Below are 23,286 nucleotides of genomic sequence, written 5' to 3'. Positions count from 1 at the left end.
TTTATTACTTAGAAACAGTCAGACGAGAACGGCTTTTCGCACGACGGCGAGCCAGAACTTGACGACCATTTTTGGTGGCCATACGAGCACGGAAACCGTGGCTACGGTTGCGCTTCAATACGGACGGTTGGAAAGTGCGTTTCATAGCGATTTCTACCTAAACTTAAAATAATTACTGATTCAGTAAACGCGTTTGGCTGCTCGGAGTGAAGACACCGACGCCTCAATCGCAACATATAAAGAAGCGGGATTGTAATAATTGTACAGTCCTGAGTCAATTGACATTGCGCCCGCCCGCACAGAAGTTTTCTGTATTGGGAGTTTACCAAGAGCCTGTCCGTGTTCACCGCTGGTTTCTTTTTGGCCGAGGCCATCAAGAGAACAGGCATCACACGTAGGGCTGAGGATTATACGGACTCCCGGATAAATCGCAAGGATCGCCGCGTGATCCTGTGTAGATTAATGGGGATCAGCTACAGGATAAGGGAAGGCGATACCAGCATATTCCGAAATATTTTGGGATCGTGGCTGATGAGGGGCACGAAAATCTGTGCGCTGGGTTACACTACCAACAGAAGTTATGGCCTGTGGATAAAAAGGATCTAATCTGTGAGGAAGGGGAGGATCTATTGCTCCTTTTGCGCTATGATCCGCCATTCCGATCGCATCCACTACTCTGGGATCACTACTCCGGGATCGTGGGGGGATGTGAGTCGTAAAAACAACCGAAAAACGGTTCACATGTCACTTAGGCTTGCTACAGGCCATATTTTGGCGTGTGTCAAAAACGATGAGTTACAAAAAATCCTGATTTCTTTCTTTTTATTGATCTTGTTCGAGTGGAGTCCGCCGTGTCACTTTCGCTTTGGCAGCAGTGTCTTGCCCGATTGCAGGATGAATTACCTGCCACAGAATTTAGTATGTGGATACGCCCCCTACAGGCGGAACTGAGTGACAATACTCTGGCGCTTTACGCCCCTAATCGTTTTGTACTGGACTGGGTACGTGATAAGTACTTAAACAATATCAATGGGTTGCTGAATGATTTCTGTGGCAGCGAGGTTCCTTTGCTGCGTTTTGAAGTCGGGAGTAAGCCCGCAGTAAGAGCACACAGTCATCCAGTTACAGCCAGCGTTAGTGCGCCTGTTGCTCCGGTTACTCGCAGTGCGCCTGTGCGCCCGAGTTGGGATAGTTCGCCTGCTCAGCCTGAACTTTCTTATCGCTCGAATGTAAACCCTAAGCACACATTTGATAACTTCGTTGAGGGTAAATCGAACCAACTGGCTCGTGCTGCAGCGCGTCAAGTTGCTGATAATCCTGGGGGCGCGTATAACCCGCTGTTCCTTTATGGTGGTACGGGGTTAGGTAAAACTCACCTGTTACATGCCGTCGGGAATGGCATTATGGCGCGCAAAGCCAATGCCAAAGTGGTTTACATGCATTCTGAGCGTTTTGTGCAAGATATGGTTAAAGCCTTGCAGAACAATGCAATAGAAGAATTTAAGCGCTATTATCGCTCGGTTGATGCATTATTAATCGATGACATTCAGTTCTTTGCCAATAAAGAGCGTTCCCAGGAAGAATTTTTCCACACTTTTAATGCCTTGTTGGAAGGTAATCAGCAGATCATTCTGACCTCAGATCGCTATCCAAAAGAGATTAATGGGGTGGAAGATCGGCTGAAATCGCGATTTGGCTGGGGCCTGACGGTGGCAATTGAGCCGCCGGAACTGGAAACCCGAGTCGCGATTTTGATGAAGAAAGCGGATGAAAATGATATTCGCTTGCCAGGGGAGGTCGCGTTCTTTATTGCCAAGCGCCTGCGTTCCAATGTTCGTGAGCTGGAAGGAGCATTGAATCGGGTGATTGCCAATGCCAATTTTACTGGCCGAGCCATTACCATCGATTTTGTACGTGAAGCGCTGCGTGACTTACTGGCATTGCAAGAAAAACTGGTGACTATCGATAATATTCAAAAGACTGTCGCAGAATATTATAAAATTAAGGTCGCTGACCTGCTCTCCAAACGGCGCTCCCGTTCGGTAGCCCGCCCGCGTCAAATGGCGATGGCGCTGGCGAAAGAGTTAACCAACCACAGCCTGCCTGAAATCGGCGATGCGTTTGGTGGTCGTGACCATACCACGGTGTTGCATGCTTGCCGCAAAATTGAACAATTGCGTGAAGAAAGCCACGACATCAAAGAAGATTTCTCTAACTTAATCAGAACATTATCCTCCTAGCGCTATGAAATTTATCATTGAACGTGAGCATTTGCTAAAACCGCTGCAACAGGTCAGTAGCCCGCTGGGTGGACGCCCTACGTTGCCAATCTTGGGTAACTTGTTGCTGCAAGTCACAGAAGACTCTTTGCTGCTGACTGGTACTGATCTGGAAATGGAGATGGTGGCGCGCGTGGCACTGTCTCAACCTCACGAGCAGGGTGCGACCACGGTGCCTGCCCGGAAGTTTTTTGATATCTGGCGTGGTTTGCCGGAAGGTGCGGAAATTACTGTCGCGTTAGATGGCGACCGTCTATTGGTGCGTTCTGGCCGTAGCCGTTTCTCGCTGTCAACATTACCCGCGGCAGACTTCCCGAATCTGGATGATTGGCAAAGTGAAGTTGAATTCACTTTACCGCAGGCAACCTTGAAGCGGCTGATTGAGTCGACCCAGTTCTCAATGGCTCATCAGGATGTGCGCTATTACTTAAACGGCATGCTGTTTGAGACTGAAGGTGAAGAGTTGCGTACTGTTGCAACAGATGGCCACCGGTTGGCAGTTTGTTCCATGCCAGTGGGCCAAACGCTACCTTCACACTCGGTGATTGTGCCGCGTAAAGGTGTGATGGAGTTGGTCAGATTACTGGATGGTGGTGATACGCCATTGCGCCTGCAAATCGGCAGTAATAATATCCGCGCTCATGTGGGTGATTTTATTTTCACCTCGAAGTTGGTTGATGGCCGCTTCCCGGATTATCGTCGCGTATTACCGAAAAACCCAGATAAAATACTGAAAGCAAGTTGTGATTTGCTGAAACAGGCTTTTGCTCGTGCGGCCATTTTGTCCAATGAGAAGTTTCGTGGCGTGCGGTTGTATGTTAGCCAAAACCAGCTCAAAATCACCGCGAACAACCCTGAGCAGGAAGAAGCGGAAGAGATCCTCGATGTTAGCTACGATGGGGCGGAAATGGAGATCGGTTTCAACGTCAGTTATGTGCTTGATGTACTTAATGCACTCAAGTGTGAAGATGTCAGCCTATTACTGACCGACTCGGTCTCGAGCGTACAGATTGAAGATGGTGCGAGTCAGGCGGCGGCCTATGTTGTCATGCCAATGCGGTTGTGATCTATAGCGGGCTATTTTACTTGCCAGCTTGGGATTGGGCAGTGCTCGTACTCCTCATGTACTTATGTACGCTCCGGATACTGTGCGCCGGCCGCACCCAATCTGTCTGCGACAATAACGCCCTTGATCTGAAATGAGGCAATAAAGCCTTCGATCATAAGAATAAGAAGCAGTTTCATGGCGTTGACGCGTTTACTGATAAAAGATTTTCGTAATATTGAAGCGGCAGACTTGGCGCTGGCGTCGGGTTTTAATTTTTTAGTCGGCCCCAACGGCAGTGGCAAAACCAGCGTGTTGGAGGCGATTTATACTCTGGGTCATGGTCGCGCTTTTCGCAGTTTGCAGGCCGGTCGTGTGATTCGTCATGAATGTGCTGAGTTTGTTTTACATGGCCGGGTTGATGCTAATGAGCGTGAATCGTCGGTGGGATTGAGTAAGAGCCGGCAGGGCGATACCAAAGTGCGCATTGACGGCACTGATGGTCATAAAGTGGCTGAATTGGCGCAATTGCTGCCAATGCAGTTGATTACCCCTGAGGGGTTTACCTTATTGAATGGCGGGCCAAAATTTCGGCGTGCTTTTCTAGACTGGGGTTGCTTTCATAATGAACCCGGTTTCTTTACGGCCTGGAGCAACCTGAAAAGGTTACTTAAGCAGCGTAACGCCGCGCTGCGCCAGGTTAGTCGCTATGCGCAAATCCGGGCTTGGGATCAGGAAATTATCCCGCTGGCTGAGCGAATTAGCGAGTGGCGGGCGGCATACAGTGACGCAATTGCGGCTGATATTTCAGCTACATGCGCCCTGTTCCTGCCAGAGTTCGCCCTGAGTTTCTCTTTCCAGCGTGGCTGGGATAAAGAGAGTGATTATGGAGAGTTGCTGGAACGCCAGTTTGAGCGTGACCGCGCGCTAACCTATACCGCAGTTGGGCCCCATAAAGCAGATTTTCGCATTCGGGCCGATGGTACGCCGGTAGAGGATTTGCTATCGCGTGGTCAGCTAAAACTGCTGATGTGCGCACTGCGGTTAGCGCAGGGTGAGTTTCTCACCCGACAGAGCGGGCGGCGTTGCCTGTATCTGCTTGACGATTTTGCTTCCGAATTAGACACCGGCCGTCGTCGTTTATTGGCCGAGCGTTTAAAAGCTACCCAGGCACAGGTTTTTGTCAGTGCGGTGAGCGCTGAACAAGTGGCTGACATGGTGGGTGAAAAGGGCAAGATGTTCCGCGTGGAACATGGCAAAATAGAGGTTCAATCACAGGATTAAAAATGAGCGAGAAACGTTGATGTCGAATACTTATGACTCCTCAAGTATCAAGGTATTAAAAGGGCTGGATGCGGTTCGTAAGCGTCCGGGCATGTATATCGGTGATACTGATGACGGTACCGGTCTGCACCACATGGTATTCGAGGTTGTGGACAACGCTATCGACGAAGCCCTCGCTGGCCACTGTAAAGAAATTGTGGTGACCATCCATTCGGATAACTCAGTGTCCGTACAGGATGATGGCCGTGGTATCCCAACCGGTATGCATGACGAGGAAGGGGTATCGGCCGCTGAGGTCATCATGACCGTATTGCATGCTGGCGGTAAATTTGACGATAACTCTTACAAAGTTTCCGGTGGTTTGCACGGTGTAGGGGTGTCTGTTGTGAACGCCCTGTCCGAAAAACTGGAATTAGTGATTCGTCGTGAAGGTAAAGTTCACGAGCAGACTTACCGAATGGGTGTGCCGCAGTCACCATTGAAAGTCGTGGGTGAAACTGACCAGACCGGGACTACCGTGCGTTTCTGGCCGAGCTTCCAGACTTTCACCAATAACACCGAATTCCAATATGAAATTCTGGCTAAACGTCTGCGCGAGCTGTCGTTCCTGAACTCCGGGGTTTCAATCAAGCTGAAAGACAAACGTAACGACAAAGAAGACCACTTCCATTACGAAGGCGGTATTAAAGCGTTTGTTGAGTATCTGAACAAAAACAAAAACCCGATCCACCCAAAAGTGTTTTATTTCTCCACCGTGAAAGATGATATCGGCGTAGAAGTGGCCTTGCAGTGGAACGACGGTTTCCAAGAGAATATTTACTGTTTCACCAACAATATTCCGCAGCGCGATGGGGGGACTCACTTGGTGGGATTCCGCACGGCAATGACCCGTACCCTGAACAGCTACATGGATAAAGAAGGCTACAGTAAAAAAGCAAAAATCAGTGCCACCGGTGATGATGCCCGTGAGGGTTTGATTGCCGTGGTTTCAGTGAAAGTACCAGACCCTAAATTCTCCTCACAGACCAAAGATAAATTGGTCTCCTCTGAGGTAAAAACCGCGGTCGAAACACTGATGAATGAAAAACTGGTTGAGTATTTGCTGGAAAACCCAACTGACGCCAAAATCGTGGTCGGTAAGATTATTGACGCAGCCCGTGCTCGTGAAGCGGCGCGTAAAGCGCGTGAAATGACGCGTCGTAAAGGTGCGTTGGACTTAGCTGGTTTGCCAGGCAAGTTGGCAGACTGTCAGGAGCGAGATCCGGCATTGTCTGAACTCTACTTAGTGGAAGGGGACTCTGCGGGCGGCTCTGCTAAACAAGGCCGTAACCGTAAAAATCAGGCCATTTTGCCGTTGAAAGGCAAAATCCTGAACGTCGAGAAAGCGCGCTTTGACAAAATGCTCTCTTCACAAGAAGTGGCAACGCTGATTACCGCATTGGGTTGTGGTATTGGCCGGGATGAATATAACCCGGACAAACTGCGCTATCACAATATCATTATTATGACCGATGCCGACGTAGATGGTTCTCACATCCGTACGTTATTGTTGACCTTCTTCTACCGTCAGATGCCGGAAATTATTGAGCGTGGTCATGTATTTATCGCTCAACCGCCATTGTATAAAGTGAAAAAAGGTAAACAAGAGCAATACATCAAAGATGATGACGCGATGGAACAGTACCAGATGACACTGGCACTGGATGGCGCAGCTCTGCATATCAATGCTGATGCACCACCATTGGTGGGTGAACATCTAGAGAAACTGGTTGCTGAGCACTACAGTGTCCAGAAAACTATTGCTCGTATGGAGCGGCGTTACCCACGTGCTCTGCTGAATAACCTGATTTATCAGCCAACCTTGAAAGAAGAGGACTTGAGCGATAAAGAGATTGTGACGCAGTGGATTGAGTCGCTGGTGGCCTTGCTGAATGAAAAAGAGCAACACGGCAGCAGCTACAGCGCAGTGGTACGTGAAAACCGCGAACGCCAGTTGTTCGAGCCAGTATTGCGGATTCGTACTCACGGGGTGGATACCGATTATGATCTGGACTTCGATTTCATCCATGGTGGTGAATATCGTAAGATCTGCCTGTTGGGTGATAAACTGCGCGGCTTAATTGAAGCAGATGCTTTTGTTGAACGTGGCGAGCGCCGTGTGCCGGTTGCAAGTTTTGAAGACGCACTGGACTGGTTAGTTAAAGAGTCCCGTCGTGGTTTGGCAATCCAGCGCTATAAAGGTCTGGGTGAAATGAATCCAGAGCAGCTGTGGGAAACCACGATGGACCCAACGAGCCGCCGTATGCTGCGGGTTATGGTGAAAGATGCCATTGCCGCTGACCAGCTATTCACCACTCTGATGGGGGATGCGGTTGAACCTCGCCGTGCCTTTATCGAAGAGAATGCACTGCGTGCAGCGAATATTGATATCTAATCAGATAAGTTATTGATGCGATAATTTATAGTTCAGCTAGAAAAGCCCAGAGTAGGCAACTGCTTCTGGGCTTTTTTTATTTGATAGTTGAATCTTGCACATTTTTACCTTACTGGCAGTTGTGCGGCGCGCGGAGTTAGTAGCATTTGAGCGCTGAATCGCGTTAGCATGTGGAATTCATTAGATAAATGTGAGGACCTATGGCTATTGAATTAATCGCTATTGATATGGACGGCACGTTGCTGAATACGCAGCATGAAATCACCCCACGGGTAAAGCAGGCGATTGATGCCGCCCGGGCGAAAGGGGTGTGCGTGGTATTGGCCACGGGGCGGCCTTATATCGGGATCCAACGTTATTTACGTGAACTGAATATGGAAAATAGTGGTGATTATTGCATCAGTAATAATGGTGCATTAGTACAAAAAGCGGCCACGGGTGAGTGTATTTTGCAGGAAACTCTCAATTTTGAGGATTATCTTTATTTTGAGGCTTTGTCGCGCGAGTTTGGTGTCAGTTTCCAGGCTTTTGATTTTGATACTTTATATACGGCTAACAAAGACATCAGTAAATATACTTTGCATGAAGTTCTTCTGACTGGTATTCCATTAAAATATCGGGCGGTAGAAGAGATGGACCCAACATTGCGCTTCCCGAAAGTGATGATGATTGATGAGCCAGAAAAACTGGACCGCGCATTAGAGTTGATGCCCGCTGAAGCATTTGAGCATTTTACTATCATGAAAAGCGCCCCTTTTTACTTGGAAATTTTGAGTAAACGAGTTGATAAGGGAACCGGGGTCAAAATGCTGGCTGAGCACTTGGGCATTGCACAGCAAAATATTATGGCGCTGGGTGATCAGGGCAATGATATTGCCATGATTAATTACGCCGGGGTGGGGGTGGCAATGGGGAATGCTATTCCTGAGCTGAAAGAAATTGCGCAGTTTGTGACGGGCACTAATAGTGAAGATGGTGTGGCGATGGCAATTGAGAAATATGTGCTTTGATATTGACCCTGTAAATAATTCTGTGTAACTGCCACCATATTAAAGGTGATCGCTCAGGCGGTCACCGAACTCGATAATAAAACGACTCATCGCCAGCCGCCAGTTCTGGATCGGCATACTCCATTTTTTTGAAGCATCCTTGATCGCCAGATAAATAACCTTTCTCACTGAGTCGTCTGTCGGGAACACTTTGCGCTTTTTGATAGCTGCACGGATCACGCTGTTCAGCGATTCGATAGCATTAGTGGTGTAGATGGCTTTGCGGATGTCGGGCGGGTAGCCAAAGAACGTATTGAGATTTCCCCAGTGCGCACGCCAGCTTTTGCTGATTTGCGGGTATTTATCGTCCCAGGTTGCCGCGAAGTTATCCAGCGCCATCAGTGCCGCCGCTTCTGTCGGAGCCTGATACACCGTTTTCAGTCCGCTGGTGACGGCTTTGTAGTCCTTCCACGACACGTATTTCAGGCTGTTGCGCACCATGTGAATGATGCAAAGCTGGATATGCGTCTGTGGATACACGCTGTTTATCGCATCCGGGAAGCCTTTCAGGCCGTCCACACAGGCAATCAGAATATCCTGAAGGCCCCGGTTTTTAAGCTCCGTCAGCACACTGAGCCAGAACTTCGCCCCTTCGTTTTCAGCCAGCCACATGCCCAGAAGTTCTTTCTGACCTTCAGTATTAATGCCGAGAGCGAGGAACACCGCTTTGTTTATCACGCTACCACTTTGACGAACTTTCACCACGATACAGTCAAGATAAACAATGGGATACAGCGCATCCAGAGGCCGACTTTGCCATTCAGCAACCTGTTCTTTAACCGCATCGGTGACTTTAGATATCAGCGTGGGTGACACGTCCGCATCGTACATTTCCTTGAATGTGGCGACGATTTCACGGGTTGTCATGCCTTTGGCGTACAGGGACAAAATCTGGCTGTCCATCTGCGTGATACGCGTCTGATTTTTCTTGATAAGCTGTGGCTCGAAGGTATTTTCACGGTCACGAGGCGTGCTCAGTTCAATCTCGCCATCGTCGCACAGCAGCGTTTTGGATGAATAGCCGTTGCGGGTATTTGAACCGGTTTTTGGGGCATTTTTCTCGTGTCCGAGGTGTTCAGTCAGCTCTGCATTGAGCGCTGTTTCGACGGTAAGCTTCGTCAGCATACGGGAAAACGCATTGAGATCGGCCTCGGTTTTGAGGCCTTTAGCCAGTTCTGCAGCGAGAGCTTTAAGTTTCTTCTCGTCCATAATTTGCCTGTCTCCGTTGTTGGAGTGAACATATCAAAAACAGGCAATTACACAATTTTAATTACAGTCTCTTGATATTTAATTGCTTTGAAATTACCCCAAAGCGACAGCTAAATTAAGGCCCGTCACGATAGCCATTTATGATTGATAGCCACTTGGAGGCTATCAATCAACGAGCTAATATCAGTAATAGTTAATCTTTACAATGGCCGTCGCATCAAATTGGCCCAATTGCACGGTTTGACCTGCAATGGAATTTAAGCTGGCGGTATACCCTTTTGTCACCTGAGTAACATTGTTTAACTCAGCAAAATTCGCATACTGATTGTAAACAATCGCCTGATTAGCATCGTTATATATCGTGAGTTTGGTGCCATTTCGCATATCAACTGCATTGTTACCAATTAATGGATTGGTCGTGGTAAATTCGGCTTGAATAGAAAAATTGGATAAACAGCCTTGCTTCACTGCCGTGATGGAAAATGGCTGACTAATATTATTGCCACTGTTTTGCAGTAATGTCCGATTGAAAACGCCAAAATTCACAATTTGTGATGCTGGAGAAACCACTAAGTCCGCACCGCAGGCAATAAAACGTACTCCCGTTAATCCTGACAAGGCGTAGCGTAAATTCTTTGCACCTGGCCATAGATTTAAACCAGTTGAGCCATCAAGTTGGAATACCGTAAAATTATCTGCGCCAACATAATAACCACTTGAAGGCGGGTTGCCGGTAACTTTAATGTATAACCGGAAAGTTACCGTCACTGTGACGTTCTGCCCTGTTCTTATTGGGGTTGTATTGGTATTTAAGCGGGCCGAGTTGGTTTCTAAGTCTTGGCCATTATAACTGACACCTAATTGCAAACCCTGTCCTAGCGATTGGTGTAGTGGATTAAAGTAAAACCACACCTGATCGGTTACTGACCCTAAAACATTATCGCAATAGGCCGTGACCGTAATATCATTTGATTGCCAAACTTTCGTCCCTGCGGGCACATTCGAAGGGATGGCTAATTGCCCGATAGGGATAGCCGGCTTAATCACAGTGCCCGTGCCTTTCTCAACGCAATCAAGCGCATATACGGCTTGTGAAAACAGCAGTGCCGCGAATAAAGTCACGAACAAGCCGCCTAGCTGGCCCATTTTATTTAAAATCACATGAGTCATTGTTATTCCTTTTCTGGGCCAGAGACGGATCGCATCTGTTATTTTTTCTTTTCAGCAGGCTGAATTTGGCAATCTGTCGCAGAGCAATTAAACGTGCGCATCTTCATGCCACCAAAATCATCCATATAACCGATGGTATAATGGCTACCACTGTAACCCGGGGTCTTAACCATCTCGGTGCCAAAAGGTGCAATCATGACGCTATCGAACCCAGGGAAATTGCCGCGATTGTCCTGACTTAAATATCCCAGGGTAATGTAATAAGGTGTCGGGTTATTTATTTTTAGGTTTTCGCCTTGCTTAGTGAGTTGTAATTTTTCCTGCCAGATATTGCCATAATCAGCTCTGATCGCCGCAGGCCGGTAAAATAATTTCACCCTGCTTTGGATAGCAATTTGCACCACGTTAGACATATCACTTTTCGGCGGAACTTCCCGCACATTGAAATAGAATAATGTTTCGCGATCCGTCGGTAATTTACTGACGTCAGCTAACTTCATAATCCGAACCTGACTTTTTTGTCCGGCATCAATTCGTTGCATCGGCGGCAATGCTACTAGCGGACTATCCACTTTTTTCCCAGTACTATCTTCTATCCAAGACTGTGCCAAATAGGGGGATGTTTTGCTCTGGTTCACCAAAATAACACTGGCAGATTTATCGGTATCATTAAAAACAATCCGAGTACGGTCCAGATTTATCGCGGCCTCACTCACCATGGTGGTCAACAATAATGTTATCCCGACTAAGGCGGCACTAAATTGCCGATTTTTTTGGGTGCAAGTAGGGTTATTAATATTTTTCATGCGCTATTTCACTCTAATTTATACGACTATGCTGTGATTAATGATTGTAATAAGTCTTGGTGTTTGGTCAATTGCTGGAAATAATGAGTCAAGTTTCAAAATAGTCACTCATCTTACTGACATGGAAGCAAAATCTTTCCTGAATTCATGTCGCCATTTTTCGGTAATACTATCTTGCACTGCTGCTTGCCCCACTGAACGGTTAAGTTCCCGCCTTCTTCTAACCCAGCTAAATACGTTAATCCGCTATCACCGACAATACCGACTTCTGCTCCGTTTTTATCGGCAATAACTGATGCACCCAATGGTGGGAAGCTGCCCTCTTTTTGACGGATAATGGCCATAATTTGTTGGCCCTTCACCGCTCTTATTTCTCGGTAGCCTATCGCCCCTTCGGTGAGCGTTTTTTGAATTACTGTGCTGTAAACCTCAATATCTTCCGGCAAACTTTGTACATCGACTCGAATATCTGACTGCTGGTAACTGGTGATGCCATTCACAACTGCAATACCAAATTGGTTAGTCATTGCTGAGTTGTTATTCAGAGACACCCCTGAAACATCACCGGTATCAATCATTATCCGTGGCTCATTACCTGATTTGTTTTGATGAGCAGCAATACCGTGGGCTGTCGCCGTAATTGAACCGTACCAGTTAGTATTAACTGAATTGTATTCGTTATTTTTATGGCTGCCATCAATACCAAACTCTCCATAAGGAGAACGGTGCTGATAGCCGCCACGGTAAACGCCATTTCCTTGCTGCACTTCTGGGCTAGCGCCACCGGCACTGACACGCCAGATGTTTCGTGGGTCTTTACTGTTGAAGTAAGAAACATTCTGTGAGTAGCCACTGTTTTTATCATGCTGCGCGTCATAGCTCACTTGCTGCCCTGTACCAATAGGCAGGCTGAATGAGAAGAACATCTGGTTCTCATTTTCGTATTGGTACCTCACTTTATTGGCAGAAACTGTTGCTGAAATCCCTTTAAATGTGCCGATATCGAATATTTTACTCACAGAAACACCATAGTTAGTGCTGGAAACATCATTCCAATACGTTTTATGAGTTGCTGAGAGATACAGAGTGATATCCGGCCATGCTAAATATTGGTTCGCGGTAACTGTATATGTCTGCTTGTCATTTTGTAGATAATTATTGCCATTGAGCTGATCCAAATACTGATTCATGCTCATGAAGTTCTTTTCAGAGAAACGGTATCCGGCAAACGTAATCTGACTGTTGGTCTGATCAAAACGTTTGGAATAGTTAACACGATAACTTTCGCCGCTTTTTTTCTCTTCGTTGGGTAATTGAGCCCGTGAATGCGTGACATCAACAGACAGTGCGCCAAACTCATGCAAATTTTGCCCGACACCCAAGGCAATAGCGGTGTAATCCTGCGATGTTGCTATCAACCCGCCATATAAGGACACATCATTAAATGCCCCCCATGAAACCTCACCATTGAAAAAGTTGGGGTCACTAACTGAATTATTGCTGCCCTGGGTAGGGCGGCCCAATGCTGTTTTATAGCGAATCGCCCCTTTACGGGTTAAGAATGGCACTGTTGCAGCACTGACTTGGAAAGTGGTGACCCGGCCATCTTCTTCTTCGACTCGAACATCAATGTTGCCCTGTACTGCTTCGCTGATATCCTGAATGGCAAAGGGGCCCGGCGCGACATTAGTTTGATAAAGCGTACGGCCATTCTGGCTCAAAATCACTCTGGCATTGGTGCGCGCAATCCCGATGACTTGAGGCGCGTAGCCGCGCATCGTCGGTGGCAGCATGCGCTCATCACTGGAAAGTGATGCACCGAGAAAACGGAATGAGTCAAAAATACTGGAGCTGAGGTAAGTTTGACCGCCAACAAATTTGGCCCCTATCGCTGGGATGGCGCGGAAAGCATAAACTTGCGACCAATCAAAATTATTGTAATGCGAACCGCCAGCTTCATTATTGGTATATTGGTAGTCAGCGCGAATCCGCCATGGCCCCATATTGGCACCCGCAGTTCCATAGCTACTAAAATTTGTCGAGCTATCGCCGTTCTTTGGCGCATAGCGACTTGCAAATAGGTTGTAGTCTAATAACGCACCGGTAATACCATCATCCCATTGTGATGGCGGAACCCAATTTGGATCACTGTAGGCAAGCCAAGCTTGTGGGATGGAAATAATTAAGTATTGTTTCTCTTTATCGTAGGTTGCAGTTATTTCTTCTTTTTCATCAAGAGCAACACATTTGCCGTCATTCCATAATGTTAATGATTCACGAACGGCTGGCGATAGACCTAACAGGTCAACTAATTCTGGGGACAAACAAACTCGGCTCGATTTACCCTCATCAACAGGTAAATAAGTTATTAAATAACTATTTGGTAACAATCGACCATTAATAAAAACATCAAGCAGATAATTACCCGGAGGCGTGTAATCATCAACTTCAAAACGAGAGAGATCGATATTATCTCGATCTTTAGCATCGATAATATTGGTATTAAACTCTACAGCCCCAGCCCATTGAGGTAGGAATAAGCTCATGCCTGCCAATGTTAATATTTGCACTATTCGAAAGAACATTTCTTTTCTTTTTGAATGATATTGCATAAATAAATCACTGTCTTATGGCTAAAAGAGTTAATAAAGGGGAGCTATCTCCCCTTTAGTTACCGCCAGAAATAAACGGCTATCGATGCTGTTATTTCAATACCAGAAAGAGGTATTACTTATAGTTCAGCGCGTAAGTTGCTTGGGATACAATTGTCCCTGTTGTAACTGGTGCACCTGTGGCTTCAACACGCGCGGCAAATACAATTTGGTTAGGGCCTGTTACGAGGTTAACATCAGCCCCAGTGTCGCCGACTTTCAGCAATGAACCGTTAGTATCAATCAGACGAATACCCGCACCGCCAGCGCTACCGGTGTTAGCCAGTAATGCAGGAGCAGTTGCATCAGAAACACCACCGAATGTGACACTCACTTTTGATTGTGCTGGGTAGGTGACTGAACCGGCTGTTTGCTCAGTTAAATCGCAATCTTGTAAATTGATGCTGTACTGGACGTTTTGAGAATATTTATTCCCGGTTTCCAATACTTTATTCGCAACTTGTCCCATATCTACGTTGATATCAGTAGAGTCTGGGGCAATAGAACAAGGCGCATCAATCACAGTGCCAGTGAAATGAATGCGGCCATTACCTTCATCCGCAGCAAATGCTTGAGAAATGAAAGCTGAAGAGACTAACGCAATAACCAATGCACTTTTCTTGAAATTAGACATATTAATAACCTTTATTTAAACACCACAGATGAAGAAATACGTTGATAAAATTCTACCAACTACACGTCGTTATTATTGAAGAGAACAGCCATGTAAAATCCATTAAAAATAAATAATGTTCTGACAGGACATCATTAGATTGTTTTTATTTTTATTTTAGATTAGAAAAATTAGTAAAATTCAGACGTCTGGATTAGACGTTTTGCCAGCGTGATAGATAATTTGGCGCGACAAAAACTTATATAAAAGTGAGCTAGACTCACTTTTATTGTTTTTTCACACATTTCTCATGTGGATAATCATGCGCAATCTTTTTATCTGGTAAATGGTGACTTTATGGATTAATGAACCGCAAGTTTCATTTCACATGGTTATTTATTCTGTTTTTTGCTTGTTGAATTGGAGTTTATTACTGATCTATTGGCGTTGGGCGAGGTTATAGTTCAAATAATTTTGTAATCACAGATATTTATATAATCGTAACCAAATCGATAAATCAGAATAATCTTTTCGGTCACTAGAAAATTCATACAATATCAAAAAAGACGAGATAATTTGTCTATAGGAATTATCCCACACTTGTTATTAAATGGAGTAAAGTAACAAATATGAATAAGGTTATTACATAAGAAGCATTAAAAAATGAGAGAGGGAGATGAGGGGGCAAAAATTAACGTCGTCATGAAAGCATAGGCGAGTCATCCATTCTTGCCCACATGACGATTTCAAATGAGCCGACTCAATTTTTAGTGGTTAGGGTGGCTCGATTCCAGCCCGGTGAGTTATGCCAACGTCAGCGATATGCTAGTAGGGCGTGGGGTAGTGTGAAGCAATGACCGGTCAAATCTCCCAATAACCGAACTGAATTGGGCCATGCACCCATTAAAAGGGGCCGATGACTTTTATCGGCCATAAAATAATAATCACTGAACTATTCTAGAATTCCTTTTACTATTTGCACGTCTTGAATTCCTAATCCGGTTAAATCTGCCAAGGTAATTTGCTGTTCATTTTCACGTAAAGTACTATTCTGCGCTAAAGCCGTGCCTATTTCTGTCAAGCTGTGGTTTGCTAACATATGCTGTTGAAATGCGGATGAAATTTCACCAAATTCAGTACATTGCGCCCATGAATCTACCAATATCTTATCGGCTTTTGCCACGAGTTCTGGGGCTAATTCGTGTTTACCTGCACCATCAGCGCCGACCGCAGTAATATGAGTGCCGGGCTGAATATCCGCAGCCTGTAAAATAGCCTCTCGGCTGGGGGTGGTGGTCACAATAAACTGACAGTGACGGCCTAACTCCGCCGCATCCAAGGTGGTATTGACCACAAAACCTTCCTCTTCAGCATATTGCCGGTATTCCTCTAATGCTGTTTCACTGCGGCCCCAAACCCATAGCTGGCGGCAGGAAATCACACTTTTCAGATACATCAGATGCAGCCGCGCTTGCATACCCGTCCCGACGATACCCATGGCGCTGATGTGTGCTGGTGCGCAAAGTTCGGCGACAATGCGCCCGGCCAATGCCGTGCGCAGGGCGGTTAGCCAGCCCTCATCGAGCAATATGGCTTGTGGTTCACCGGTTTGGGCCGAAAACGCCATCATCAGCCCCTGATTACTGGCCAGCCCTTGATCAGGATTATTATAAAAACCGCCTGAGACTTTCACCACAAAGTGATTGTCGCCCTGCAAATAACCACTTTTAATACAGCAGTCACCGTTTGCTTGCTCAAACAACAAATGCTGTACCGGCGGCATTTGCACTTGTTTTTGACTAAATGCGATAAACCCTGCTTTAAGTAGCAAAGTGACGGCATCAGCATCGAACTTGTCGAGAATCTGCTGCTTATTCAAAATAATCATTTGCTGACTGCTCCCAAGTATTTTTCCAGCACGATATTTTTCCCACACAGCACGACGGCCACTTTTTTACCCTGCCAGTGGGGAGCCAATTTTAGCGCGGCGGCTAAGGCCACACCCGCGGCACCTTCAATCATCCAGCGGTCAGTGCGGGCGATTAAGCGCATGGCATCTTTGATTTCCGGTTCACTGACTAACACTTTCTGGTCGATTAATTGCTGACAAAGCGAGAAGGTTATCGCCCCCGGTTCAACACCGCCGGCAGTGCCATCAGACAGTGTTTCTTGCTCGGCCACTTCCTGAATTTGCCCGTTTTCCAGGCTGGTATACATACTGGTGGCATTCGCTGGCCAGCAACCAATAATCTGAGTCTTGTCAGAGAGTTTCTTCAGCACGGTGGCAATCCCGGAGATCAGCCCACCGCCGCCGACGGCCACAAAGACGGCATCGAGATCCGGCTGCTGCTCCACCATCTCCATGCCGCAGGTTCCTTGCCCGGCAATAATTTGGCTGTCGTTATACGGGGAGATATAGATTTTGCCCTGCAATTGTGCGGCGCGATCAGCTGCCAGTTCTGCGTTTAATGCATCCCCCGGGATCAGTTCCACTTCGCCACCCAGCGCGCGAATCACGTCTAATTTTATGGCTGCAGCTTGCTCAGGTGCATAAATAGTGGATTTGACCCCGGCCAGTTTCCCTGCCAGCGCCATGGCTTGCCCATGATTGCCCGTCGAGGCGGTGATAACACCACGTTGGCGCTGTTCGTCAGTTAATAAACGCAGTTTGTTACTGGCTCCACGAAATTTAAAGGAACCGGTGTGCTGTAGATGCTCACATTTGAGATAAATTTCACAACCGCTGTGCTGGGACAGTAATGGGCTATATTCCAGTGGCGTCACTCTCACTTGCGGGCGTAGTACTTGGTGGGCTTCTTTAATAGCATCAAATAAGGTATTCATATCGGTTCCTTTGAATTTTTTATACCGGTTATTTTTCAAGTCGCAGGATTGTTGGCTGCCATCATTCACTCAACTTATTGAATTATCTCAATTCGCTAAGTTCATTCAGCGGCCGCTCACCTGTCACTCGAGATCTATTGGTTATAGTTGTTTTTGATATTTTTCAATTGGTTGTAAACAGTGGCGCGGCCAATGTTAAGGATCTTGGCAACATAACCCGCGGCATTTTTGCCGTTAAATGCTCCCTGCTGATAGAGCGCTTCAATCAATTTTCGGCGATCAATATTGCTCAGTGTTGCCAGTGTGAGCTGTTGCTGTTGCAGCCAGTGGTGAGTGTAGGTGTTGATTCGCTCCTGCCAATCGTCTTGGAACAGGACTTCTGGCTGCGGCTGTAGTTGATGGCCAGATAAGAATATATCCAGTGCCGCTTTGGCATTTTCAAAGACGGTAATGTCCAGATTGATACACAGTAGCCCGACAGGTTGCTGATGGTCATCGCGCAGCACGGCGCTGATGGAGCGCAGTTGGCGACCATCCCAGTTGCGCTTTTGGTAAGGGCCAATCACCTGTGAATGCTGATCAAATTGCAGGTCACTTAGGTTGGAGTCTTCCCCCAATTCCCGCTGTGAATAGTTATTCGCGATATAAACTAGCTTTTGGCAGGCTAAATCGTGGAGGGCAACTTCCGCATAAGGTGAGAAAAGTGTGGCTATCGCATCGGCGATGGGCTGGTATCGGCTAAGCATAGGAAACTTTTATTTAGAATAAAAAATCCATATTAGACTTTTTTTTCTAAAGCGCCATGATTTATTACTGCGTGGTTTTACAGTAATAAGAAGTTAGGATGATATAATTCACAGTAATGAATCATAGCCAGCGTTATCCCGACCGGAGCCAGCATGACCTTACAGGAGCAGCAACTCACTTTTGATCCCAGAGGGCATCAGCTCACTAATATCAATGTGTGGACTGCGGATAGCCAATGGCTGGCCTATGATGTGCGGCCTAATGGCAGCACATTTAGTGGGTTAACGATTGAGCGGGTTAATTGTATCACCGGTGCTATTGAGGTTATTTATCGTGCTCAACATGGTGCGCATGTTGGCGTGGTCACGGTAAGCCCTGACCAGCCGGCGCGTTATGTGTTTATCCATGGCCCGGAACACCCTGATAGTCACTGGCATTATGATTTCCATCATCGGCGAGGTGTTATTGTCTCGGAACCGGACAGGGAACTGGCGGTAACACTGGATGCCATGGATATCACGGCACCATACACTCCCGGCGCACTGCGCGGTGGCACTCATGTGCATGTTTTCAGCCCCGACGGCAGCCGCCTAAGTTTTACCTATAATGACCATGTGTTGCATGAGCAAGATCCCGCGTTGGATTGCCGCAATGTTGGCGTAGCTCTGCCTCTGCATGGTGTTAACCCGCCGAAGCAACATCCACGTGAATATGATGGCAGCCATTTTTGTGTACTAGTGACCCGTACCACCCCCACGCCACAAGCGGGCAGTGACCAAATAAATCGTGCTTATGAAGAAGGGTGGGTGGGTTCTCAGGGCTATTTGAAAGCTGACGGCACTCGCCAGCGCTGGGCACTGGCATTTATTGGCGACACCCTTTCGGCACAAGGTGAGAAAGTCCCAGAGATTTATCTTGTTGATTTACCAGAGTATGACCGGGATTATGCTCATGCAGGGGCCGAGCCACTGGAGGGCACTCAGACCACATTGCCCGCACCACCCGCGGGTGTCAGCCAACGGCGGCTAACCTTCACGGCTGGGCGGCGTTTTCCCGGCCTTGCGACCAGCCCGCGGCATTGGTTGCGCACCTCACCTGATGGCCGTGCCATTGCTTGTTTAATGCAAGATGATAATGGCGTGGTGCAGCTGTGGCTGGTTTCACCGAATGGTGGAGAACCGCGGCAATTGACCGCCAGTGAGTGGGGTATTCAGTCAGCATTTAGTTGGCACCCACAGGGGCACAGCTTGGCATTTGTTTGTGATAACAGTGTGATGCAGTGTGATAGTACCACCGGCCAGTTGCAGCGATTGACCGCCCGCAGTGCCGTCGCCCCTCTGGCGGATGCGGTGGTGTTTTCGCCGGATGGCGCTAAAGTGGCCTTTATGCGGGAAATTGACGGGTTAGCTCAAATCTTTACTACAAATGCAGGCTAACTCATTGTATTGACGTATCAACAGGAGAGGAAGCTGGCGGGTTTTGTGCTTCGGACTGGCGGATACGCTCGCGTGGGGAACTGGTAACTTTATCTTCGCTGTCCGAGCGTAAGTAATCATAAGGCAGCAACAAAGTGTCCATTACCGCGGAGAATGGCAAATCCACGGCAAGCAGCGGCCGCAGTGCCCAACCGGTATCATCATCTTTGAGCATCGCCACATTGGCAGCGGTCCCAGAGTAATAGCCCTGGCTGCTGCTGGTGTGGGTCATAATACTGGAGCAGCCGCCGGACAAAAGCAGCGAACAGCCGGTAACAAAAGGGATAACTGTATTTTTCATTGTTTTATTCAGATCTCATCATACCGGTGAATGACAATTAACCCGCTATCAGTGTCAGGTTTTGACATGATTTTCACACCATCTTACAGACAGTTCTTATGGTCAAAGATTCCATCTTGTGGTGCAACTTGGCCTAAGTGTAAGTTATAGCAGCGCATTTATCGAATAATAAGATTAATAAAGGTCTGATTGGGATTTTTCTTGTGAATTTTTTTTGATTTTACTCTTGAAAAGAAAAAGACCAGCCCCACTTTATTATCAGGTCAGAGAGAATACGCCGATAGGGTATTCAGACCGGGGGCTTGTCCAGAATGGAAAGCTTAATGAAAAATATGATAATACCCTTGCTAATATATTTAGGAGGCAGTTTTTATGCGTAATTCCGAGCTTGCACCATTGTATCGTTCAGCTATCGGTTTCGACCGGCTGTTCAATCTATTAGAATCCGGCCAGAACCAAGGTAATGGCGGTTATCCTCCTTATAACGTCGAGTTAGTTGACGAAAATAACTACCGCATCGCCATCGCGGTGGCAGGCTTTTCAGAGCAGGAACTGGATATTGTCACACAAGGTAACTTGTTGATTATTCGCGGTTCTCATGCCAGTGAACCTGCGCAACGAACCTATTTGTATCAAGGTATCGCTGAACGAAACTTCGAGCGTAAATTCCAGCTGGCTGAGCACATTAAAATTAAAGGTGCCAACCTGGTCAATGGCTTGTTATATATCGATCTTGAGCGATTAGTACCAGAGAGTTTAAAACCACGGCGTATTGAAATTAAGTAATCTGCTTAATAATGTGAGTGAATTACATTATTTAAAGAAGTTCGGCCTGCCGTAATCGGGGGCTAACCGGTCACGGATTGATAGTGGGAAATAATATAACGCCAGTATTTTGCGTTAGATTTTTTTATATCGCTAATTCGTGACTGATTATTATCTTATCTCGCTTCAAAGAAGGAGTTATGTTTATGCGTAATTATGATTTGTCACCGTTGCTTCGTCAGTGGATTGGTTTTGATAAATTAGCCAGTTCAATGCAGGGCGGTCAGGATTCTCAGGGGTTCCCACCCTACAATATTGAGAAAACTGACGATAACCACTATCGTATCTCACTGGCATTGGCCGGTTTTAAACAGAGCGAACTGGATATTGAAGTGGAAGGCCCGCGTTTGACTGTGCGCGGTAAGCCAGCACCAACTGAAAAACAGGTTGAATACCTGCATCAAGGATTGGTGCGTAAAGAGTTCTCATTGACCTTTACTTTGGCAGAGCATCTGAATGTTGATAATGCTCAATTTGAAAATGGTTTGCTGCACATTGATTTGTTGCGCCAAGTGCCAGAAGCGCTGCAACCACAGCGTATAAGCATTGGCAATGCGGCACCGCAAGAGCGCCAGGTATTAGATAGCCCGGTGACAACTGAGCAAACTGAACAGCAGTAATTATGATGACCGGCACCTCTGCCTGAGGTGCCGGTAACAGTTACCCCTCTCCTTGTTTTGTCCTTTCAGCATTAAGCTTTTCCGTGTTTATTTTTTCACCGGAGAGATTACCCACTCTCCGGTGCATTTTGTGGCGCATCCCACAGTCAACAGCCCCCCCTTCTGACAGAATCCTTACTAATTGTAAGAATTTAAGGCCATGTAAGACCGAAATGACATCCCACATGGCCGACCCATTTTTAAACTTAGGCAAGGAAGTGATTTATGAGTGCTATCGCCCTTACCGTCAGTATGTTGGCGCTGGTCGCCGTATTGGGGTTATGGATCGGTAATTGGAAAGTCTATGGTGTGGGGTTAGGTATCGGCGGGGTGTTATTTGGCGGCATTATCGTGGGCCATTTTGCACAAACTTACCAATTGGTGCTCAATGGCGACATGCTGCACTTCATTCAGGAATTTGGTCTTATCCTGTTTGTTTACACCATCGGTATTCAGGTCGGCCCGGGGTTCTTCTCCTCACTGCGGGTGTCGGGGTTGCGGCTTAACTGCTTTGCTATCCTGATGGTGATTGTTGGCGGGCTAGTGACCGCCATTATCCATAAATTGTTTGCCGTACCGCTGCCTATCATCTTGGGCGTGTTTTCCGGTGCAGTCACCAACACCCCGGCGCTCGGGGCAGCACAGCAAATCCTCACTGATTTAGGCTCGCCACCACAACTGGTCAGCCAAATGGGGATGGGTTATGCCATGGCCTATCCATTCGGCATTTGCGGTATTTTGCTGGTGATGTGGTTGATTCGTTTGTTCTTTAAAATCAACGTCGATCGTGAAGCAAAAGAGTTCGATAGCCGTCACGGCCAGAACCGTGAGTTGCTGCAAACGATGAATGTGGCGGTTCGTAACCCCAATCTGCATGGCTTGTCTGTACAGGACGTGCCGTTACTCAACAGTGATGATGTTGTTTGCTCCCGCCTAAAACGCGGTGACTTGCTGATGGTGCCATTGTCCGCGACGGTGATTGAACTGGGTGACTACCTGCATTTGGTTGGGCAGCGTGAGGCCTTGGAGAAAGTGCGGTTGGTGGTCGGGGAAGAGGTGGATGTCACCTTGTCTACTGCCGGTACGACCTTGCAAACTGCCCGAGTGGTGGTGACCAACGAAGCGGTACTGGGTAAAAAAATTCGCGACCTTAATCTTAAACAAAAGTATGACGTGGTAATCACCCGCTTAAACCGTGCGGGTATTGAACTGGTCGCCAGTAATAGCGCCAGTTTGCAATTCGGTGACATTCTTAATTTGGTCGGGCGGCCGGAAGCCATTGAGGCGGTATCTGCCATTGTTGGTAATGCGCAACAGAAACTGCAACAAGTCCAGATGTTGCCTGTTTTTATCGGTGTCGGTCTGGGGGTGTTGTTAGGGTCAATTCCGCTCTTTATCCCGGGGTTCCCGGCCGCTCTGCGTTTAGGTTTAGCGGGGGGGCCGCTGGTCGTCGCGCTGATCCTCGGGCGAATTGGCAGCATCGGGAAATTGTATTGGTTTATGCCGCCGAGTGCCAACTTGGCCCTGCGCGAACTGGGCATTGTATTGTTCTTGTCAGTGGTCGGGCTGAAGTCTGGCGGTGATTTTATCAATACCTTGGTTAATGGTGATGGGCTGGCGTGGATTGGTTACGGGGCGATGATCACCGGAATACCTTTACTGACCGTAGGGATTCTGGCTCGCATGTTAGTCAAGATGAACTACCTGACATTATGCGGCATGCTAGCCGGTTCAATGACAGACCCACCGGCACTGGCCTTTGCTAATGGCTTGCACCCGACCAGCGGTGCGGCGGCATTGTCTTACGCGACGGTTTATCCGCTGGCGATGTTTTTGCGAATAATGTCACCGCAGATACTCGCGGTGCTGTTCTGGACCACAATGTAGCCCAATCA

At 47.2% G+C, this 23,286-nt stretch carries 19 protein-coding genes; 9 read left to right on the top strand and 10 right to left on the bottom strand.

What is annotated here, in order from left to right; all coding sequences use genetic code 11:
- Nucleotides 1–4: 4 nt before the first annotated feature.
- On the bottom strand, nucleotides 5–145 hold the full coding sequence (gene rpmH, locus D5F51_RS21945) for a 50S ribosomal protein L34 (protein ID WP_002220736.1): 141 nt from the start codon (nucleotides 143–145) through the stop codon (nucleotides 5–7).
- Between the two features lie 706 nt (nucleotides 146–851).
- On the opposite strand from rpmH, the gene dnaA reads away from it, so the two are divergent.
- The 5 genes from dnaA (at nucleotide 852) to yidA (ending at nucleotide 8,052) form a co-directional block, all read left to right on the top strand.
- Nucleotides 852–2,240: a chromosomal replication initiator protein DnaA gene (gene dnaA / locus D5F51_RS21935; protein ID WP_005161100.1), complete on the top strand. Its 1,389-nt coding sequence runs from the start codon at nucleotides 852–854 to the stop codon at nucleotides 2,238–2,240.
- Nucleotides 2,241–2,244: 4 nt separating this feature from the next.
- Nucleotides 2,245–3,345, top strand: a complete 1,101-nt coding sequence (gene dnaN / locus D5F51_RS21930; RefSeq protein WP_025376421.1) for a DNA polymerase III subunit beta — start codon at nucleotides 2,245–2,247, stop codon at nucleotides 3,343–3,345.
- Nucleotides 3,346–3,522: 177 nt separating this feature from the next.
- Entirely contained in the window at nucleotides 3,523–4,608 is a 1,086-nt protein-coding gene (recF, locus tag D5F51_RS21925; RefSeq protein ID WP_025376422.1) for a DNA replication/repair protein RecF, read from the top strand.
- A 19-nt stretch (nucleotides 4,609–4,627) separates the two neighbouring features.
- Nucleotides 4,628–7,042 carry a DNA topoisomerase (ATP-hydrolyzing) subunit B gene (gyrB, locus tag D5F51_RS21920; RefSeq protein ID WP_025376423.1) on the top strand — a complete coding sequence of 805 codons (2,415 nt, stop codon included), beginning with the start codon at nucleotides 4,628–4,630 and terminating at the stop codon, nucleotides 7,040–7,042.
- A gap of 200 nt (nucleotides 7,043–7,242) precedes the next feature.
- On the top strand, nucleotides 7,243–8,052 hold the full coding sequence (gene yidA / locus D5F51_RS21915) for a sugar-phosphatase (protein ID WP_129199063.1): 810 nt from the start codon (nucleotides 7,243–7,245) through the stop codon (nucleotides 8,050–8,052).
- Nucleotides 8,053–8,091: 39 nt separating this feature from the next.
- Here the strand turns inward: yidA and D5F51_RS21910 are convergent, their stop codons facing one another.
- From D5F51_RS21910 to D5F51_RS21875, 8 genes are all read right to left on the bottom strand, one after another.
- Nucleotides 8,092–9,300 (bottom strand): IS256 family transposase, encoded by a 1,209-nt coding sequence (locus D5F51_RS21910; protein ID WP_129195537.1) that lies wholly within the window; start codon nucleotides 9,298–9,300, stop codon nucleotides 8,092–8,094.
- 183 nt (nucleotides 9,301–9,483) lie between these two features.
- Nucleotides 9,484–10,470 (bottom strand): fimbrial protein, encoded by a 987-nt coding sequence (locus tag D5F51_RS21905; protein ID WP_129199061.1) that lies wholly within the window; start codon nucleotides 10,468–10,470, stop codon nucleotides 9,484–9,486.
- Between the two features lie 38 nt (nucleotides 10,471–10,508).
- Nucleotides 10,509–11,276 (bottom strand): fimbrial biogenesis chaperone, encoded by a 768-nt coding sequence (locus D5F51_RS21900; RefSeq protein WP_129199059.1) that lies wholly within the window; start codon nucleotides 11,274–11,276, stop codon nucleotides 10,509–10,511.
- 113 nt (nucleotides 11,277–11,389) lie between these two features.
- Nucleotides 11,390–13,861 carry a fimbria/pilus outer membrane usher protein gene (locus D5F51_RS21895; protein ID WP_245994861.1) on the bottom strand — a complete coding sequence of 824 codons (2,472 nt, stop codon included), beginning with the start codon at nucleotides 13,859–13,861 and terminating at the stop codon, nucleotides 11,390–11,392.
- A gap of 142 nt (nucleotides 13,862–14,003) precedes the next feature.
- The gene (locus D5F51_RS21890; protein ID WP_087769188.1) at nucleotides 14,004–14,561 is read right to left on the bottom strand and encodes a fimbrial protein; all 558 of its coding nucleotides are present in this window, start codon (nucleotides 14,559–14,561) and stop codon (nucleotides 14,004–14,006) included.
- A gap of 931 nt (nucleotides 14,562–15,492) precedes the next feature.
- Nucleotides 15,493–16,428, bottom strand: a complete 936-nt coding sequence (locus D5F51_RS21885) for an ornithine cyclodeaminase family protein (RefSeq protein WP_025376429.1) — start codon at nucleotides 16,426–16,428, stop codon at nucleotides 15,493–15,495.
- The gene (locus D5F51_RS21880) at nucleotides 16,425–17,384 is read right to left on the bottom strand and encodes a threonine/serine dehydratase (RefSeq protein ID WP_129199055.1); all 960 of its coding nucleotides are present in this window, start codon (nucleotides 17,382–17,384) and stop codon (nucleotides 16,425–16,427) included. The genes D5F51_RS21885 and D5F51_RS21880 overlap by 4 nt, the downstream gene beginning before the upstream one ends.
- A gap of 134 nt (nucleotides 17,385–17,518) precedes the next feature.
- Nucleotides 17,519–18,130: a helix-turn-helix transcriptional regulator gene (locus D5F51_RS21875; RefSeq protein ID WP_129199053.1), complete on the bottom strand. Its 612-nt coding sequence runs from the start codon at nucleotides 18,128–18,130 to the stop codon at nucleotides 17,519–17,521.
- Between the two features lie 153 nt (nucleotides 18,131–18,283).
- Here D5F51_RS21875 and D5F51_RS21870 point away from each other — a divergent pair, with 153 nt between their 5' ends.
- Nucleotides 18,284–19,567, top strand: coding sequence for a YidR family protein (locus D5F51_RS21870; protein WP_129199051.1), 1,284 nt, complete (start codon nucleotides 18,284–18,286; stop codon nucleotides 19,565–19,567).
- Between the two features lies 1 nt (nucleotide 19,568).
- Here the strand turns inward: D5F51_RS21870 and D5F51_RS21865 are convergent, their stop codons facing one another.
- Nucleotides 19,569–19,907 carry a YceK/YidQ family lipoprotein gene (locus D5F51_RS21865; RefSeq protein ID WP_025376433.1) on the bottom strand — a complete coding sequence of 113 codons (339 nt, stop codon included), beginning with the start codon at nucleotides 19,905–19,907 and terminating at the stop codon, nucleotides 19,569–19,571.
- A gap of 372 nt (nucleotides 19,908–20,279) precedes the next feature.
- Here D5F51_RS21865 and ibpA point away from each other — a divergent pair, with 372 nt between their 5' ends.
- The 3 genes from ibpA (at nucleotide 20,280) to D5F51_RS21850 (ending at nucleotide 23,278) form a co-directional block, all read left to right on the top strand.
- Nucleotides 20,280–20,693: a small heat shock chaperone IbpA gene (ibpA, locus tag D5F51_RS21860; RefSeq protein ID WP_129199049.1), complete on the top strand. Its 414-nt coding sequence runs from the start codon at nucleotides 20,280–20,282 to the stop codon at nucleotides 20,691–20,693.
- A 185-nt stretch (nucleotides 20,694–20,878) separates the two neighbouring features.
- On the top strand, nucleotides 20,879–21,352 hold the full coding sequence (gene ibpB / locus D5F51_RS21855) for a small heat shock chaperone IbpB (RefSeq protein ID WP_025376435.1): 474 nt from the start codon (nucleotides 20,879–20,881) through the stop codon (nucleotides 21,350–21,352).
- Between the two features lie 264 nt (nucleotides 21,353–21,616).
- Nucleotides 21,617–23,278, top strand: coding sequence for a putative transporter (locus D5F51_RS21850; RefSeq protein WP_129199047.1), 1,662 nt, complete (start codon nucleotides 21,617–21,619; stop codon nucleotides 23,276–23,278).
- Nucleotides 23,279–23,286: the final 8 nt, after the last annotated feature.

Source organism: Yersinia hibernica (assembly GCF_004124235.1).
GTDB classification, from domain to species: Bacteria; Pseudomonadota; Gammaproteobacteria; order Enterobacterales; family Enterobacteriaceae; genus Yersinia; species Yersinia hibernica.
The sequence above is the reverse complement of the archived record's forward strand: the minus strand, read 5'-3'. Positions and strand labels throughout refer to the sequence as shown.

Bases quoted from the DNA above. Each gene is read 5' to 3' on its own strand.
- D5F51_RS21865 (WP_025376433.1), bottom strand. From the start codon at position 19,907: ATGAAAAATACAGTTATCCCTTTTGTTACCGGCTGTTCGCTGCTTTTG.
- D5F51_RS21895 (WP_245994861.1), bottom strand. From the start codon at position 13,861: ATGTTCTTTCGAATAGTGCAAATATTAACATTGGCAGGCATGAGCTTA.
- yidA (WP_129199063.1), top strand. From the start codon at position 7,243: ATGGCTATTGAATTAATCGCTATTGATATGGACGGCACGTTGCTGAAT.
- recF (WP_025376422.1), top strand. From the start codon at position 3,523: ATGGCGTTGACGCGTTTACTGATAAAAGATTTTCGTAATATTGAAGCG.
- ibpA (WP_129199049.1), top strand. From the start codon at position 20,280: ATGCGTAATTCCGAGCTTGCACCATTGTATCGTTCAGCTATCGGTTTC.
- D5F51_RS21890 (WP_087769188.1), bottom strand. From the start codon at position 14,561: ATGTCTAATTTCAAGAAAAGTGCATTGGTTATTGCGTTAGTCTCTTCA.
- dnaN (WP_025376421.1), top strand. From the start codon at position 2,245: ATGAAATTTATCATTGAACGTGAGCATTTGCTAAAACCGCTGCAACAG.
- D5F51_RS21910 (WP_129195537.1), bottom strand. From the start codon at position 9,300: ATGGACGAGAAGAAACTTAAAGCTCTCGCTGCAGAACTGGCTAAAGGC.
- rpmH (WP_002220736.1), bottom strand. From the start codon at position 145: ATGAAACGCACTTTCCAACCGTCCGTATTGAAGCGCAACCGTAGCCAC.
- D5F51_RS21875 (WP_129199053.1), bottom strand. From the start codon at position 18,130: ATGCTTAGCCGATACCAGCCCATCGCCGATGCGATAGCCACACTTTTC.
- D5F51_RS21885 (WP_025376429.1), bottom strand. From the start codon at position 16,428: ATGATTATTTTGAATAAGCAGCAGATTCTCGACAAGTTCGATGCTGAT.
- gyrB (WP_025376423.1), top strand. From the start codon at position 4,628: ATGTCGAATACTTATGACTCCTCAAGTATCAAGGTATTAAAAGGGCTG.
- D5F51_RS21850 (WP_129199047.1), top strand. From the start codon at position 21,617: ATGAGTGCTATCGCCCTTACCGTCAGTATGTTGGCGCTGGTCGCCGTA.
- D5F51_RS21905 (WP_129199061.1), bottom strand. From the start codon at position 10,470: ATGACTCATGTGATTTTAAATAAAATGGGCCAGCTAGGCGGCTTGTTC.
- D5F51_RS21900 (WP_129199059.1), bottom strand. From the start codon at position 11,276: ATGAAAAATATTAATAACCCTACTTGCACCCAAAAAAATCGGCAATTT.
- D5F51_RS21870 (WP_129199051.1), top strand. From the start codon at position 18,284: ATGACCTTACAGGAGCAGCAACTCACTTTTGATCCCAGAGGGCATCAG.
- D5F51_RS21880 (WP_129199055.1), bottom strand. From the start codon at position 17,384: ATGAATACCTTATTTGATGCTATTAAAGAAGCCCACCAAGTACTACGC.
- ibpB (WP_025376435.1), top strand. From the start codon at position 20,879: ATGCGTAATTATGATTTGTCACCGTTGCTTCGTCAGTGGATTGGTTTT.